This window comes from Aeromonas sp. R6-2, from assembly GCF_040908155.1.
GTDB classification, from domain to species: domain Bacteria; phylum Pseudomonadota; class Gammaproteobacteria; order Enterobacterales; family Aeromonadaceae; genus Aeromonas; species Aeromonas schubertii.
In genome coordinates this window covers 129,134-144,357 of sequence record NZ_JBFODE010000006.1, presented here as the reverse complement: position 1 = coordinate 144,357, position 15,224 = coordinate 129,134, and the positions used below count along the sequence as shown (strand labels likewise).

At 63.7% G+C, this 15,224-nt stretch carries 15 protein-coding genes; 10 read left to right on the top strand and 5 right to left on the bottom strand.

The annotated features are described in order from the left end of the window. Positions 1 to 74 precede the first annotated feature (74 nt). The 4 genes from AB5Y48_RS00970 to AB5Y48_RS00955 are packed head-to-tail and all read left to right on the top strand — an operon-like array spanning position 75 to position 4,735. Positions 75 to 827: an acyltransferase gene (locus AB5Y48_RS00970; protein ID WP_368163478.1), complete on the top strand. Its 753-nt coding sequence runs from the start codon at positions 75 to 77 to the stop codon at positions 825 to 827. Further along, on the top strand, positions 824 to 1,984 hold the full coding sequence (locus AB5Y48_RS00965) for a glycosyltransferase (protein ID WP_368163476.1): 1,161 nt from the start codon (positions 824 to 826) through the stop codon (positions 1,982 to 1,984). Before AB5Y48_RS00970 ends, AB5Y48_RS00965 begins: the two co-directional genes overlap by 4 nt. Then, entirely contained in the window at positions 1,960 to 4,290 is a 2,331-nt protein-coding gene (locus tag AB5Y48_RS00960) for a hypothetical protein (protein ID WP_368163474.1), read from the top strand. Before AB5Y48_RS00965 ends, AB5Y48_RS00960 begins: the two co-directional genes overlap by 25 nt. Before the next feature lie 49 nt (positions 4,291 to 4,339). Beyond that, positions 4,340 to 4,735, top strand: coding sequence for a hypothetical protein (locus tag AB5Y48_RS00955; RefSeq protein ID WP_368163472.1), 396 nt, complete (start codon positions 4,340 to 4,342; stop codon positions 4,733 to 4,735). Here the strand turns inward: AB5Y48_RS00955 and AB5Y48_RS00950 are convergent. Both AB5Y48_RS00950 and AB5Y48_RS00945 read right to left on the bottom strand, forming a co-directional pair. Further along, entirely contained in the window at positions 4,704 to 5,171 is a 468-nt protein-coding gene (locus AB5Y48_RS00950) for a hypothetical protein (RefSeq protein WP_368163471.1), read from the bottom strand. The genes AB5Y48_RS00955 and AB5Y48_RS00950 overlap by 32 nt on opposite strands. Beyond that, on the bottom strand, positions 5,168 to 5,941 hold the full coding sequence (locus AB5Y48_RS00945) for an archaeosortase/exosortase family protein (RefSeq protein WP_368163470.1): 774 nt from the start codon (positions 5,939 to 5,941) through the stop codon (positions 5,168 to 5,170). Before AB5Y48_RS00945 ends, AB5Y48_RS00950 begins: the two co-directional genes overlap by 4 nt. Before the next feature lie 103 nt (positions 5,942 to 6,044). On the opposite strand from AB5Y48_RS00945, the gene AB5Y48_RS00940 reads away from it, so the two are divergent. Further along, a complete protein-coding gene (locus tag AB5Y48_RS00940; RefSeq protein ID WP_368163468.1) occupies positions 6,045 to 6,869 on the top strand; it encodes a DUF1194 domain-containing protein in 825 nt (274 codons plus the stop codon). Between the two features lie 53 nt (positions 6,870 to 6,922). Here the strand turns inward: AB5Y48_RS00940 and AB5Y48_RS00935 are convergent, their stop codons facing one another. Continuing rightward, complete coding sequence (locus AB5Y48_RS00935; protein WP_050664877.1) at positions 6,923 to 8,284, bottom strand: Wzz/FepE/Etk N-terminal domain-containing protein; 1,362 nt, start codon at positions 8,282 to 8,284, stop codon at positions 6,923 to 6,925. A 113-nt stretch (positions 8,285 to 8,397) separates the two neighbouring features. Here AB5Y48_RS00935 and AB5Y48_RS00930 point away from each other — a divergent pair, with 113 nt between their 5' ends. Genes AB5Y48_RS00930 through AB5Y48_RS00920 form a run of 3 tightly spaced genes read left to right on the top strand, consistent with a single transcriptional unit; the run spans position 8,398 to position 11,302 of the window. Beyond that, a complete protein-coding gene (locus AB5Y48_RS00930; protein WP_224162429.1) occupies positions 8,398 to 9,489 on the top strand; it encodes a glycosyltransferase in 1,092 nt (363 codons plus the stop codon). Next, complete coding sequence (locus AB5Y48_RS00925) at positions 9,486 to 10,670, top strand: glycosyltransferase (RefSeq protein ID WP_224160082.1); 1,185 nt, start codon at positions 9,486 to 9,488, stop codon at positions 10,668 to 10,670. Before AB5Y48_RS00930 ends, AB5Y48_RS00925 begins: the two co-directional genes overlap by 4 nt. Beyond that, a complete protein-coding gene (locus tag AB5Y48_RS00920) occupies positions 10,667 to 11,302 on the top strand; it encodes a sugar transferase (protein WP_050664875.1) in 636 nt (211 codons plus the stop codon). The genes AB5Y48_RS00925 and AB5Y48_RS00920 overlap by 4 nt, the downstream gene beginning before the upstream one ends. Positions 11,303 to 11,542: 240 nt before the next feature. Here the strand turns inward: AB5Y48_RS00920 and AB5Y48_RS00915 are convergent, their stop codons facing one another. Next, positions 11,543 to 13,714, bottom strand: a complete 2,172-nt coding sequence (locus AB5Y48_RS00915; RefSeq protein WP_368163466.1) for a response regulator — start codon at positions 13,712 to 13,714, stop codon at positions 11,543 to 11,545. Between the two features lie 3 nt (positions 13,715 to 13,717). Next, a complete protein-coding gene (locus AB5Y48_RS00910; RefSeq protein ID WP_368163465.1) occupies positions 13,718 to 14,206 on the bottom strand; it encodes a molybdopterin-binding protein in 489 nt (162 codons plus the stop codon). 243 nt (positions 14,207 to 14,449) lie between these two features. Here AB5Y48_RS00910 and AB5Y48_RS00905 point away from each other — a divergent pair, with 243 nt between their 5' ends. Both AB5Y48_RS00905 and AB5Y48_RS00900 read left to right on the top strand, forming a co-directional pair. Beyond that, a complete protein-coding gene (locus AB5Y48_RS00905) occupies positions 14,450 to 14,794 on the top strand; it encodes an STAS domain-containing protein (protein WP_368163464.1) in 345 nt (114 codons plus the stop codon). Beyond that, positions 14,791 to 15,216, top strand: coding sequence for a hypothetical protein (locus tag AB5Y48_RS00900; protein WP_368163462.1), 426 nt, complete (start codon positions 14,791 to 14,793; stop codon positions 15,214 to 15,216). The genes AB5Y48_RS00905 and AB5Y48_RS00900 overlap by 4 nt, the downstream gene beginning before the upstream one ends. The last annotated feature ends 8 nt before the right edge of the window (positions 15,217 to 15,224 follow it).

Sequence of the window (15,224 nt, the reverse complement as noted above, 5' to 3'; positions counted from 1 at the left end):
CTTACCGGGGTTGGCCCGAACCCTGCTAACGCCAGCTAAGGCGTGTTTGCATCCGATCATTCGAAGGAGCCTCTATGCAATATCTTGCACGGTTAAAGCAGTGGGCCAAGCGGGGGGAGACGCCACCGGCACGCGCCCTGTGGCGGCTGGCCAAGGGGAGCCGGACGGTCCAGATGCCGGTGATCCCGTACCTGCACGCCGGGCTGCGACGGCTGCATCTGCTCATCAACGGGCTCGGTACTCATCTGCTGCGTACCCTCTACTGGACACCTTTGTTTCAATCGAGGCTTGAGACGAGTGCGCCACGCCTCTATCTCTATGGCGGCATGCCGCTGGTGACCGGGCCCCTCACCATCCGGGTCGGGAGCGACTGTCGCCTCAGCGCGGCCACCACCTTCAGTGGCCGTACCTGCGGGCTCCATTCCCCCACTCTGGAGATAGGCAATAACGTGGGGATCGGCTGGCAGACCACCATCGCCGTCGGGCGTCGGGTGGTGCTGGGGGATCATGTGCGCATCGCCGGGCGGGCCTTCCTCGCCGGCTATCCCGGTCATCCTCTCGATGCCGAAGCCAGGGCAAGAGGTGAGCCCGACCAGGAGAGCCAGGTGGGAGACATTATCCTCGAGGATCACGTCTGGCTGGCCACCGGCGTCATGGTGATGGCCGGGGTGCGCATAGGGCGCGGTACCGTGGTGGCGGCAGGTAGCGTGGTGACCCGGGATCTCCCCGCGGATGTCGTGGCGGCCGGCAATCCGGCCCGGGTGATCCGCTCTCTTTGTGAGCGCGCGCCGGCAGAGGCCGCCGATACCAGGGAGAGCCTGGCATGAGTCGTCAACTGGTGGTCCTCGGTGAGGATTGGGGGGCTCACCCCTCCAGCACCCAGCATCTGATCCGTCGTCTCTTGCCCGACTATCGAGTGCTCTGGGTCAACTCCATCGGCCTGCGCACCCCCGGCTGGCGCGATCTTGGCCGGATCGGACGCAAGTTTTGCGCCGCCACCACGGACGCCTCCCCGGCGGCCACCCCGCCAGGGATGGAGGTGCTCTCTCCCCTGGCGCTTCCCTGGCACGGGCAGGAGTGGGTGCGGCGGGTCAATGGCCCCTGGCTTGCCCGTCAGATCCGAAGGCGAGCCCCCTGGCTGGAGCGGCCCCTGCTCTGGCTCTCCCTGCCCAGCGCAATAGCCTTGGCCGGACATCTCGGGGAGCAGGCCATCATCTACTACTGTGGCGATGATTTTGGCGCCCTGGAGGGGGTGGATCACGCCATGGCCAGGGAGTGCGAGCAGGCGCTGGTGGCTCGCGCCAGCCTCATCATCGCCGCCAGCCCGGCCCTGGCCGAGTGCTTCCCGGCCCACAAGACCCGGTTGCTTCCCCACGGGGTGGACCTGGATCGCTTCTCGGCCGGGGGGCAGAGGCCCGCCGACTTGCCCCGCGGGCGCCCCATCGCCGGCTTCTATGGCAGTCTCTCGAGCTGGATCGATCTGCCACTGCTGGCCGAAACGGCCCGGGCCCTGCCCCACTGGGATCTGGTGCTGATAGGTCCCCATCACTGCGATCTCGGTGCACTGAGGGGGATTGCAAATATTCACCTGCTCGGGCCGCGCCCCCATGCCCAGCTGCCGGCCTATCTGCATCACTGGCAGGTGAGTCTGCTGCCGTTTCGCGACACCCCCCAGATCCGCACCTGTAACCCCTTGAAGCTGCGGGAATATCTGGCTGCAGGCAAGCCGGTGGTGAGCACCGATTTCCCCGCGCTCGACGGTTATCGTGAGCAAGTGGTAGTTGCCGAGCGCACGCCACAAGGACTGGCCAAGGCGATCACCCGGGCCGCTCTGGATGCGCCCCAGGGCCCCTGGCTCGAGGCGGACACCTGGTCGGTGCTGACCGCTCATGGCGGTCGCTCCCTGCGTCGCCAGCAGGTGAGCGATGAGGGGTGGACTCAGCGAGGGGAGACGCTCAAGTGCTGGCTGCACTCCTTGGCCTGAGCCTGCTGCTCCCCTTAAGCGGGACGGCTACCCCCCAGCGCCTGGATCCGCAGACCCTGGATGCCCCTTTCGACGGGCAGCATGAGCTGGTCATCGAGGGAGAGAGCCGAGCCAAGGATCTGGTCACCCTGATCCTGCAGGTCGATGATGCCCACTCGGTCAACTATCGCACCCGGGTCAATCTGGAGCGGCGGTTGCCTGCGGGCCCCTTCTTGCTGCGCTTCCCCTTAAGCGAGTGGCGCACCCAGGAGCCGAGGGGGCTGGCGCTCGACCAGCTCAAGCGAATCACCCTCTTTATGGCCGACGGTGACCCCCCCCTGACGCTGCATCGGTGGCGCCTCGAGCCGGGCCTGCGCCTCGCCACCACCACACAGGCCCTGGATCTGGGGGCGGCAGACAGCCCCCTGATGGCGGGGTTTGCCCCGCTGGTGCCCGGCGACCCTCGCATCGAGGGGCGGCTCGCCCCGGTGCAGCGCCCCGCCGGGGATGCCCTGATCCGCGACGGTTTGCGCGGGGTGGAGCGGATCACCCTGATGGCCGCTTCGGGGACTTATCGCCTCACCCTCTGGCTGGAAGAGCCCGGGGAGTGGGAGCTCTTTCCCCATCCTCTTGAGCGGGCCATCGAAGTCAATGGGGAGCGCCTCTGGGAGCAGCGCCTCGATGCCGAGCGTTGGCTGCAAGAGCGCTATCTGGCAGGGCGACAGGAGCACTGGCCGCCGGACCCCTGGCGTCAGTTGGGGGCACGCCAGGGAGGCGCGGTGAGCCTCACCCTGGTGCATCCGGGTGGCCCCCTGGTGATCCGCCCGATTGGCCACAGCCCCGAGGCCCGCTTTCTCGCCGGCCTGTTGCTGCGTCCCCTCAGTGGCCCGGCCGACGAGGAGAAGGTAGAGGATAAACGGCGCCAGCTTTTCCTCGAGCGCTGGCAACTGCAGAGGCCCACGCCCAAAAGTGACCGCCCCCTTGCCCTGTCGCCGCAGGGAGAGGCCGGTGAGCCCGAGATTGTCGCGGCAGCCGGCTCACGCCTGTTACTGAGTTACGCCATGACATCCGGTGTCGGCGATGAGGCTCCGACCCTGCTGGTGACCCCCCCCGGCTATCGGGGGCATACCCTCACGCTGACCCCCTACCTCGGCATCTGGCGTTGGCAACGGGAGGCGGCGGCCTCCAGTCTGCTGCGTCTCGAGGAGAGCCAACTGCAGGAGGGGGTGGATGGCGTCACCTTGCCCGCAGGCCTGCCCAGGCAGCTGCACCTGGCTGTCAGAGTGCCAGAGGGAACCCCGGCAGGCCTCTATGAGGGGGCGGTGCAACTGCTCAGCCACGGAGAGTTGGTGGTGCAACCCCTGCGAGTGAGGGTATTGCCACTGGCCCTGCCGCCACCGGCGCATCCGGCGGGGATCTATCTTGAGCTATCACCGACGCTGGCCTGGTTTGGTGGTGATCAGGGGGCGGCGCTGGAGTGTGATCTGGCGCGGCTCGAGGCCCTCGGGGTGGCGCCGCTCTCCCCGCCTCTGCCGCAGGATGTGATGGGGCTGACCCGGGTCGGCCAGGCCCTGGCCGGCCATGGCATGAGTTGGCCCCTGCTCGCCTACACCCCCCTTAAACGCTGGTGGCTGGAGGGACACAGTGTGGCGACCGAGGCGGTGGCAAAGAGCGAGCGGCGCTGGCGTGCGCTGGGATTACCGCCCCTCTACTGGAGCCTGGCCGATGAGCCGCGTCTTGAGACCCTGCCGGCCCTGCAGGCCGAGGCCAATACGCTCCATCGGGCCATCCCAGGGGTGCGTCTGGCGGCACATTTGAACCACCCGAGCCAGGCTCCCCTGCTGGCCCAGATCGAGCTGGCGCTGATCAACGCCGGATTTGGCGCCGATCGCGAGCAGGTGGAGCGGCTCAAGGGAATGGGCAAGTCCGTGTGGCTCTACAATCTGGGGACGCCCCGCGCGGCGGCCGGTTTCTACCTCTGGCGCAGCGGGGCCGACGGCCTGATCCAGTGGCACGGGCGCATGCCCACCGCCCGCCCCTTCGACCCCACCGATGGACGGGAGCAGGACTTCTTGCTGTTGGGGGCCGAGTCATGCCAGCGTCGTGAGATAGGTCTCGATCTGTTGAGGCTGCAACAGGGCATCGAAGATGGCCGCTGGCTGCGTTGGCTGGCCGAGAAGGCCCGGGACAATCCCGAGGCGGCAGCCCTGCTTACCCGGCTCTGGCAGCAAACACCGAGCCGCTGGGCCGAGGCCGAGGCGCTGCCCGAGCAGCACTGGGCGCGCGCTCGCAATGCTATTACCAGGCTGGCGGCAAGGTTGCATTGAGCGCCGGTTCGGTGATTGAATCGGGAAAGATACCGCGCCGGAGAATCCTATGACACGCCCTCTGTTCGTGCTGGCCGTTTGCCTGTTGGCCGGTTGCAGCGCCAAGCCCCAGTCCGACCCGGCCGCCACGCTGCAGATGATCCAGCAGCTGCGCGGTCAGCAGCAGAGCGCCACACCGTTGACCCTGGAATATCGCCAGAGCGATCTGGCCCTCAATCCGGAGCAGGAGCAGACCCTGCACCGCTACATCGCCGAGCGGGATCCGGTCAGTTTGACCCTGAGTGCCGGGCCGGCCGATCAGGGGGATCCCCTGGCCGATGCAAGGCTCGCCAGCAACCGACTGAGCCAGCTGGCCAGGCTGCTGGCGCCACGCGCCGTGACGCTGGAGCTGCGCTACGATCCGTCACTGCCGGTCAATGCCCTGCAGGTGGTATCGCGTCACTGAGCAGTCTCAGGCAGTGGTGAGCCAGGCTGACGCGATAGAGCGGCTCGCGGGCCAGCCCCCACCATCCGCGCCACCCCTGAATGAGTCGATAGGTGAGAAGAGGGAGCGCTTCGACGTTGCGACCCGCGAAGCGCACCCCCTGCCACTCCCCGGGTTGCCCCAGCGAGAGCCCCATCGCCTCCCGATCCGGCTCGATGGGCAGCACGCTCAGCAGCTGGTCACAGCGGGGGTGACGGAAGATCCAGCGGGCGTAACTGCCACCCAGCAGCGGCTCGGCCCGATAAGGGATCCAGCCGAGGGTCGCCAGCTCGGCCATGACAAGGCGGTGAGCCGGCTCCGGGGCCGGGCGCTGCTGACGCCACCAGAGGCTTGCCCCCTGCCCCACCAGAAGCACTCCCAGCAGCAGATAGCCCGCAAGTTGGCGCAGGGGGATCATGGGGGAGTGCCTTGCCTGGGGGGGAGAAACAGCAGCAGCAGGACTCCCATCATCACCAGCCATTGGTAGAGCTGGGCCACACTTCCGGTGTGGAGCAGACGATACCACTGCAGATCCAGGCTCATCAGCAGCAGACGAAGCTGGTTGGCGCCGATGGCGATGAGCAGGCAAAGCAGCAACCGAACCAGCTCGGCTCCTCGCGTTCGATGGCCATACCAGAGGGCCGCGACCAGCCAGGCGATGACGACGAGATAGAGCTGGGCGAACGAGGAGCACCCCTTGAGCACCACCAGGCTATGGCCACCGACGCGGGCCACCCGGTTGCCCTCTATATCGGGAGACGCCCCCAGCAGCTCCAGCCACAGCCCCACCCCTCTGGCATCCAGATTGAGCAGCCAGCCCGAGAACAGCCCGAATAGTTGATGCCCCCACAGTACCGCCAGAGTAAAGGCCAGGACAATGGAGAGCATGGCTCGCTCCCGCTTGTCAGCCTTGGGGGTCAGGCTTGCCAGTAGCAGCAGGGTGGCGATGGCGCGCAGGGATGCACTCGGGACAAGCAGCAAGGGGGTGACAAGCGTGATCACCATCGGCGAAACGCAAAGACCGGGTGCACTTTGCAACGCAATCGCGAACCACATGAGCAGCAAGAGCACAATCAACAGGCTGACGTTGTGGTAGTTCACCCAGGCGCTGAGCCACTGGGCGATGAGGCAAAGGAGCAGCCACCAGGGGGCCCAGCGCCAGCTGTGAACCGTACGACTCGCCGCCATAGGGCCTCCTTTGTGGTCATTGAAGAGGCGGTAGCAAGAAACGCGCCGTTGGCACGATTTATCCATTGTCACCCACGCCAATCATGGCCAGGGAGGAGGTGATATGCGCTATAAACGGATCGGTCTGTTGTGCGGGGTCTTGTTGTCGCCCTTGCATGCACAGGCCCTGACCTATGTGGATACAGAGCTACAGCTCTTGATGGATGTCTCGGGCAGCGTCTCGGCCAGCGAGTTTAACTTGCAGTTGCAGGGGTATGTGGATGCCTTTTACAGCAGCGATGTACAAAACTCCATCCTGGACACCAGCGACGGAAAGAGCGGCTCGATCGCCGTTCAGTTGATCATGTGGAGCGGTGCAACCCAGCAGTCGGTGATGACCGACTGGTTCCACCTCTATGACATGACCTCGATCAACGAGTTTGCCGCCACCCTGGATGCCCTGGTACGCCCCTATTCGGGGATGACGGCACCAGGCTCGGCGATGGCCTTTGGCGGCCTCCAGTTCGACACCAATGACTTCACCTCGGCTCGCCAGGTGATGGACGTGTCGGGGGATGGCATGGCCAATGCGGGGCTGGATACCGCCACGGTACGGGATCAGCTGCTGGCCTCGGGGATCGACACCATCAACGGTATCGCCATCGGGCAGGACTATGCCCCGGGCGAGCTGCAGCAGTGGTACCTGGACAATATCGCCGGGGGGCAGGATGCGTTCGTGATGAATGCCACCACCTTCGCCGACTTTGGTACGGCACTGGAGCGCAAGCTCTCGGCCGAGATCCAGGGGGGGGTGATTCCGGAAGGGGCGTTGGCGGCCCCTATCGAGGATCTTCCCCTGCCGGCTCAGCTGTTGTTGGGGCTGCCACTGCTGATGGCCTGGCGCTGGCGGGTGCGTGTCACACCGACGGCAGCCATGGCGATTGGCTGAAGGGTGTACTCAGGAGGGGGCGAAAGTCCCCTCACCTTTTCCCCCTGTCCGGGCTACTCCTGTAGCCAGCGCTCAGGCGTAATGGCGGGAATTCGGCCGAGCACGGGGACGCCGGTCAGACGTGCCAGTTGGTCGGTGCGGCGCAAACTGGTGTCGAGAAGTTCGCAGGCGATGGCCAAGGAGAGACCGATGCCGATGCCGCCGACGATTCCCGCCAGCAGGAAGAGCCAGAGGGGTTTGTTGACCGGGGTTCCCCCCGCATAGGGTTTGTCGATCACCTTGACCCTGTCCCCCTGTTCAAACCCGCCCAGGGCTCCGGAGAGACGGCTCTTCTCAAGGCGAATGGAGAGATCCTGATAGAGCTCGCGGCGTACCGTGACCTCGCGCTCCATCCTGGCGACGGTTTGTGCCACCTCCCCCTCCTGGGCGATGGCGCTATCCATGGCGGCGATCTGCTGATCGAACCCGGCCAACTCCTGGGCCAGGGCATCGACTCGGGCCTTGGCCAGGCGCCAGCCATCGCTCTCTTGCAGGGTGGCCGGATCGGGGGCTCTCTGGCGCTCCTCTTTGAGGCGCCCGAGTCGGTAGTTCAAGGCCTGCACCTCACTGTGCTGGTCCGTATAACGGCTGCGAAGCAGCATCAGTTCACTCTCGAGTCTGGCGATGTTCTCATCGAGCAGCCGCATCGCATCGCTGCGGCTGTTCGCCGTCTGGGCCAGGGCCTCGCGAGCCACTTCCAGGGCGGTGCTCTTCTCACTGCGGCGGCTTTGCAGATCGTAACGGCGCGCCGCATTGAGGGATTGTTGCTCGGGCAAGGAGGCGGAGTGCTCGGCACGGTAGCGAGCCAGCGCCTGCTCTGCCTCTTGCAGGGATTGGCTGCGCTCGCTCAGCTGGCTTTGCAAGAAACGCTCTGAGGTCTCCGCCGACTGCTTGTCGCGGCTGATGATGTTGTAGAGAAAGCGGCGAGAGATGGCCTCGAGCAGCTCGGCGCTCTGCTTGGGCGAGTCTGACTTGATGGTAAGTTCGAGCACCTCGTTGCCGATGAGGGAGAGCGAGACCGAGGCCGAGAGCCCCTCGACGATGGCATCCCGGGCCTTGGGGGGGGTCTCGTCACTGATGAGACCGCTCTCTTTCGCCACCCCGTCCATCACGAAGCGGCTGCGAAGCAGGGCCTCTAGTACCTGAAAGCGATCCTTGAGACTCGAGTCACTGAGCATCAGATCGCGCAGGCTTGGCATCTGGGAGAGTTCCTGGGGCAGCAGAAAGGTGGTTCGACTCTCGTAGACCTTGGGTGAGAAGAGGCCAACGGCAAGCCCCACCCAGGGGAAGATGAGCACGGGAATGATGATCCGCCAGCGTTGGCGCCAGGCGGCGCAAAGCAGCAGATAGAGGCGCTGGCTCCAGCTCTGATCCATCGGTTCTCTTCCTCTTCCCGTTCTCCCGGTCAAGGCCAAGCAAGATTGAGGCCTAACAAGCTGGCATGAGTTTCGCTGTACCCGATGACACAGGGATCAGAGGAGGCGGCGAGATGGGTCATCAGAGAGGGGCTGTCGCCCAGATAGTGCAACACCTGGCCCCCGGGGGGCTCGAGACCATGGTGCTCAACCTGCAGCAGGCCAGCCCCTGGCCCACTCATGTTATTGCCCTTGAGGGAAGCGAGCGCAGTAGCTGCGATCACTGGGGTCGCCTGCGACATGGAGCCGGTCCCCTTCACTTTATCGACAAGGGACAGGGGGTGAGCCTCACCCTCTGCTGGCAACTGGCGCGATTGCTGCGCCGGGCCCGTATTGCCGTGGTTCACACCCATCACCTTGGCCCTCTGCTCTACGGAGGCGTCGCCGCCAGGCTGGCGGGCTGCCGTCTGGTGCACACCGAACACGATGCCTGGTATCTCGAGAGCCCGCAGGCCCGCTCCCTGGCCGGCAGTGCCTTGCGGCTGCTCAGACCCGCGCTGGTGGCCGATGCGAGTGAAGTGGCCGACGGCTTGCTCCGCTGGTTCCCCTGGGCTCGCCCAACCGTGATCCGCAATGGTATCGATACGACCCATTTCACTCCGGGAGATCGGCAAGAGGCGCGCCAGCGCCTGGCCCTGCCCCCGCACGGCCCATTGCTCGGCTGCGCCGCACGGCTGGAGCCCGTCAAGGATCACGCCCTGCTATTGCGCGCCCTGACCCGGCTGCCCGATGAGGTGCATCTTGCGCTGGCCGGGGATGGATCGTTGCAAAATGCATTGCGCGATCAAGCCTCGCAGCTGGGATTGTCCCATCGGGTCCATTTTCTCGGTCAGGTGGAGCAGATGCCCCACTTCTATCAGGCGCTCGATCTGATGGTGCTCCCCTCTAAGTCAGAAGGACTCCCGCTGACCCTTCTCGAGGCCCAATCCTGCAATACCCCGGTGATCGCCTTCGCGGTGGGAGGCTGTGGCGAGGCGGTGTGCCCCGAGACCGGCACGTTGCTCAAGGAGCGCAGTGACGCGGCGCTGGCCCACTCCCTGCTTGACGCCTTGCGACATCCGAAGGGGGGCTGTCCCCGCCACTTCGTAAAGCGTCACGGCTGCGAGCAGGCCATGGTAACTGCCTATGGCCACTCCTATTTTCCAGACGAGGAGAAGAGACGATGAACACACTGCTGACGTGGAGCCTGTGGATAGCCGCCTTGCTGGTTGTCTATCACCATCTGGGTTATCCCCTGCTGCTGCGCTGGGAGGGACGCGCGCCGCTGCCCCTGCCCGAGCCGCGTGCTCGGGGCTATCGCAACCGTGGAGGGGATGAGGCCTTGCCGACGGTGACGCTGGTCATGCCGGTCTATAACGAGGCTCCTTTGATGGAAGCCAAGCTCTACAACCTCATCTGCCTCGACTATCCCCCCGGCCGGCTCAAGGTGATGCTCCATTTCGATGGCTGTAGCGATGAGAGTGTTGCTATCACCCGAACCCTGTTGGCGCGCCCCGAGTTTGCCGAATTAGCGGTCACCCTGTGGGTGCATGAACACAATCGGGGCAAGGTCGCCGTGCTTAACGAGGCGTTGACCCGGTGTGACAGCGAGCTCATCTGCCTGACCGACCTCTCGGCCCTGTTGCCGGCCGATGCGCTGCTGCTGATGGTGGCGCATTTCCGGGATCGCCATGTCGGCGTGGTGGGTGGGGGTTACCGCTTCTGGCAGGTAGGCTCGGTCGGCGAGGAGCAGTACTGGCGCTATCAGAGCAACATCAAGCATGCCGAAGCGAGCCGCGGGGAGATGCTGGGGGCCCATGGGGCCTGCTATATGCTGCGTCGCGCGGCCGTTACGCTCCTCCCTGCCGATACCATCAACGACGATTTTATGCTCCCCTGCCTGGCGCTCCTCAAGGGGTATCACGCCCGTTATGAGCGACGGGTGCCAGCCCTGGAGCTGGAGATCTCAAACCCCGAGCTTGAGGCCAGCCGCCGTCAGCGGATCGGGGCCGGCAACGTGCAGCAATTGCTGCGCTTGCTCCCCCTGCTTCACCCCCGCCATGGCTGGACCGCACTCAACTTCGCCAGCGGCAAGGGGCTCAGGGTGTTGATGCCCTGGTGTCTGCTCTTGATCTGGGGGGCGAGTCTGGTGCTGGCGCAGGATCACCCCCTCTATCTGGTGCTGGCACTGCTACAGACCCTCGGTTACGGCACTGTGGCCCTGCTGCATTGGACACGGGTGCCCCTGCCGGGGAAATGGGCAAGCCTGCACTATCTGGTATTGGGTCACTGGTACAACGGGCTCGGTGCGGTTCGCTATCTGCTGCATCGCCCCCTTAAGTGGAAGAAGACGGAGTCACCATCATGAAGACAAGCCTCTCTTTGTTGACCCGCCGCATCAAGCGGGGAATGGACGTGGCCGGTGCGGCCACCGCCCTGGCGATCTCGGCTCCGCTTTGGCCCCTGATCGCCCTGGCCGTGCGGCTCGACTCCCCGGGGCCGGTCATCTTTCGCCAGATGCGTATTGGTGCCGCCCTTCCCGATCGCAGTACCCTCTTCTATATGCTGAAATTTCGCACCATGCGAAGCGATGCCGAGCAGCAGAGTGGCCCTGTGTGGTGCCAAAAGGAAGACCCCCGTATTACCCGTGTGGGCCGTTTCCTGCGCCGCAGCCGCCTCGATGAGCTGCCGCAGCTGATCAATGTCTTGCGCGGGGAGATGTCGCTGATAGGACCCCGCCCCGAGCGCCCCGGCATCGCCAATCGCCTGGAGGGGGCCATCCCCTTCTTTATCGAGCGCACCTTCGATGTATTACCCGGGATCACCGGCCTGGCCCAGGTCAATCAGGGGTATGACGAGGATCTCGCCAGCGTGCGCAGCAAGCTCGCCTTCGATCTCGCCTATATCGTCCAGCTGCACCACCCCTGGCGCTGGCTGGTACAGGATCTGACCATCGTCTGGCTCACCCTGATGGTGATGGTTGGGCTTAAGGGGCGCTAATGTCGGGGGCGGCATGCTTCGCCCCTTCGGCTCTCATTGCTTTCATTGCTTTAGCACTCCCCGAAACGGCCTCTCCTGCAGGGGCATCGTGTGAGTGCGGCCTCCTGCTTCCCTCATCGGGCCACATTGATAACTATGCCGCTGAAGTGTCGACCCCTTTATGGCTGGTCGTCAGCGCACGGCACGCCGACTGGATGGTGACAGGAGCATCACGGGAAGGTGTTATCGGGTGAGCGCAGACTATGGGTGGATCTTTTCGAGGGCCTGCTCGAGCGCCTGGCGAGTCACCGGCTTGGGGAGGATCCCTATCATGCCGGCCGATAGGCAGGCTTTGGGGAGATCGGGGCTGCAATCTGCGGTCAGGGCCAGGATCTGGCCGGGCCTCTGCGATTCGGGCAGGGTATTGAGGCGACGGCTGGTCTCGAGTCCATCGAGCTCGGCCATGTGGATATCCATCAGCACCAGATCGAAGTGGCGTTCACGACAGAGCCGATACGCCTCCTCGCCAGAGTGGGCTTCACAGACGCCCCAGCCGAGTTTATGCAGCATGGCGCTGGCCACGCTCAGATTGACCTGATTGTCGTCGACCACCATCACCTGGCCATGAACGGCGACCAAGGGCCGATGGGACAGCAGCCTGGAGAGGGTACGCAGCAAGGCATCCCGGCGCAGGGGTTTGGTCAGATAGGCATTCATGCCCAGCGAGAGATAACGCTGCTCGGCATCGGGCATGGCATCGGCAGTCAATGCCACAATGGGCAGGTTGGCCCAGGCCTCTCCCGAGGCTCTGATACGGCGGCTGGCCTCGATGCCATCGATACCGGGCATCTGTATATCCATCAAGACGATGTCGAATGGAGCGCCAGCCAGCGATTCGAGGGCCGCCTCTCCGCTTTGGGCCCGGGTGACCTCATATCCCCCCTGCTCCAGCATGACGCCGAAGACCGTCAGATTGGTCAGATTGTCGTCCACCAGCAGTACCCGGCCTTGTGATCGTGCCCCGCGGCGCTGAGTCGGCCGAGGTTGTGCCGTTATGGGTTGTGGCATGGCTTCCAGCACCGAGACGATGAGGGTGAAGCGGCTCCCCTGCCCCGGGGTGCTCTCGACCCGGATCTCCCCCCCCATGAGACGCGCCAGGGAGCGGGAGATCTCAAGGCCAAGCCCGGACCCCCCATAGTGGCGGGTGATGGAGGGATCGGCCTGCACGAAGCGCTGGAACAGGGCCGACATCTGCTGTTGAGTGATCCCTATCCCTGTATCGGCCACCGTGATGCGATATTGCCAGCACTCCCCCAATTGATGGTCTGCCCCGACCAACACCCGAACCTCCCCCTCATCGGTGAACTTGATGGCATTGGAGATAAGGTTCAGCAGGATTTGCCGAACCCTGAGCTCATCAATCTGGATCCAGTGAGGCACGTCGGGAGCGATCTGCCACGAAAATGAGAGCCCCTTGCTCTCATAGTTTGGCCTGACCAACTCTGCGAGCTCCTGGATCATCTGTTCAAGACTTGAGGGTGCCGGGTGCAGGGCGATTTTCCCTGCCTCGAGCTTGGAGAGATCGAGGATGTCATTGAGCAGGGCCAGAAGGTATTCAGCAGACTCCCTGGCGGTGTGCATATACCCCACGTGGCGGGGCTCGGTCAGCTCATCCTCGAGCAGGGAGATCATGCCGATCACCCCGTTCATGGGAGTGCGGATCTCATGGCTCATATTGGCGATAAAGGTGCTCTTGGCCCGTTTCCCGGCTTCGGCTTCCCGGTTGGCGCGCACCAGCTTCTCGTTGAGTTTGCGCAAGGCATAGTGGTGTCTGTGTACCTGGCGAAACTGGCGCCATGCCATCAGGGCGAAGAAGGTCAACAGGCCAAACTGGAACAGGGCGATGCTGACCGTGATGACGATCTGCTCCTTGACCGTCTCCTTGCGCTGTTGATCAAACAGAGAAGACTGGTTGTTCATCTCCAACGTCAGGGCGTGCAGCAGAGGGAGCAGCCTGGCAATCTGCTCTCCCAGCCAGCGGCGGGTCTGAGGGGAGACGGTCTCCTCCTCCATATTGGGGTCGGCCTCCTCAACGAAGCGGCGCAGGGCCGGGATCGCCGCCTGGTAGGCCTCTGTGTGTTGCATGATATGACGATCGCGGGATTGATAGATGAGGTCGATGCGGCTGACGAAGATACCGTAGCGCAGCAGCACCTCCTCATCGCCCTTACGCTCTATATCGTATTGCAGGCGCAGCCCCTCGTTATAGAGCTGGAAATAGTTCCACATCACGTTGTCTTCCCCCTGGGAGCTGTAGCGCTCCAGATCGCCAAGCTGGTGATACTGGACCAGGGTGATACCTACCATGGCCAGGATCAGGACCAGAATGCTTCCTATCAGGGTGCGCTGATGGAAGGGCTGCAGGGAAGACATGGTTTACTCCACCTCGATGCGGGCTATCTGCCAGATGGCGCGATCGTAATAGAGCTTGCTGCGCAGCTTGGGAACCTGATCATAGGGATACATCATAAAAAGCGGTCCCTTGTCCCGTATCTTGAGCGGCTTACCATCGATGGTGCGGGCCAGGATCACCCCGTAGAGGTCTGCATCCTCTATCGGTATCACCACCGAATAGTCGTTCAGGGCCGTGATCTTAAGCGAGGTTCCTTTCGCGCCCACCATGGCCAGCAAGGATTTGAGGGTGGGGCCATTGAAGGCGCGTGCTTTGTCATACCAGGGGGTCTGGGTCACGATGTCGGCACTGGGCAAGGCATCGAGCATGGATGCATCGAGCAGCGCCTTGTTGCCCATATTGGTTTGGGTGATCTTGCCTTCTATGGTCAGAATTGGCTTGCCGGCCGGGGCATCAAGGGCGATGGCGGGCACGGAGAGTAACAGGGTCAGGCACAGGGTTAGGACTTTCATGAGGAGGACTCCATGTCATCGAGCGACATTGGGGCTCATTCAAGAATCGTTCCGGCCTCGTATGGTTCTTTTTTCCTCATTTTTGTGCAGTTTGAGGGTATGCAATTGCATTCTGCACCGCCCTCTCTCTCACTGCTTGCCATTTTGGGAAGAAAAGCACGATTACCCACGGGATTTTGAGGGCGGCACGCTCCTTGCTGAGCTCCCCTCGAGGGGGGATCCCCAAGGCAGGGAGGTACGGTGATGAACACCATGCGATATCAACTCAACGGGGCCCAGGTGCTGGTGCTGGACAAAGAGGTTGATGCGGTCACGGTCAATGAGCTCAGGGGAGTGCTCGACGAGCTCTCTGTCCATCAGGGGGATGTGGTCGCGGATTTGAGCGAGGTCTATTTTATCGACTCCTCCGGCATCGGGGCATTGGTATTTCTCTATAAACGTTTGATAATGAACGGGCATCGTTTGACCCTAATCTGTGGCCCGGGGCAGCCCAGGGATCTGCTGGAGATGCTCCATATCAGCAAGGTGATACCCTGTTTCGAGAGCCAGAAGGCCTATTTGCAGCAGAGTACCAGGGTGGCCTCATGATGCGGCTTCTCTGGCTCTTGCCTCTGTTGCTGCAAGGGTGCGCCAGTTGGCCCCCCGGTGGTGAGGGGGGCATGGCCGAGTCAAGGCCAACGGCCTACCCCAGGGGTGAGGCAGAGCGTGATGCGTGGCAGACATTTGAGCAGCGCCAGATGGCTATCGATGATGCCCTGCACCGACTCGACGCCCTCGGTTATCAGGCCTGTTTGCCAGCGGGCAAAGCAAGCCTGATGGCGCTACGCCGGCGTGTGCTGCGCGAGGCGCACAGTCGACTCTGGGTCGATGCCTGGCGACATCAGGGGCTATTGGCCAGTGAGGTTGAGCAGGAACGCTCTCGTCTTGTGTGGTGGCAAGAGCAGACTGGCTGCGGTAGCTGGAGTGGCCGCAAGCTTAACGAATGGGGAGCCGGATCCCCCCCAAGCTAACAAGGATG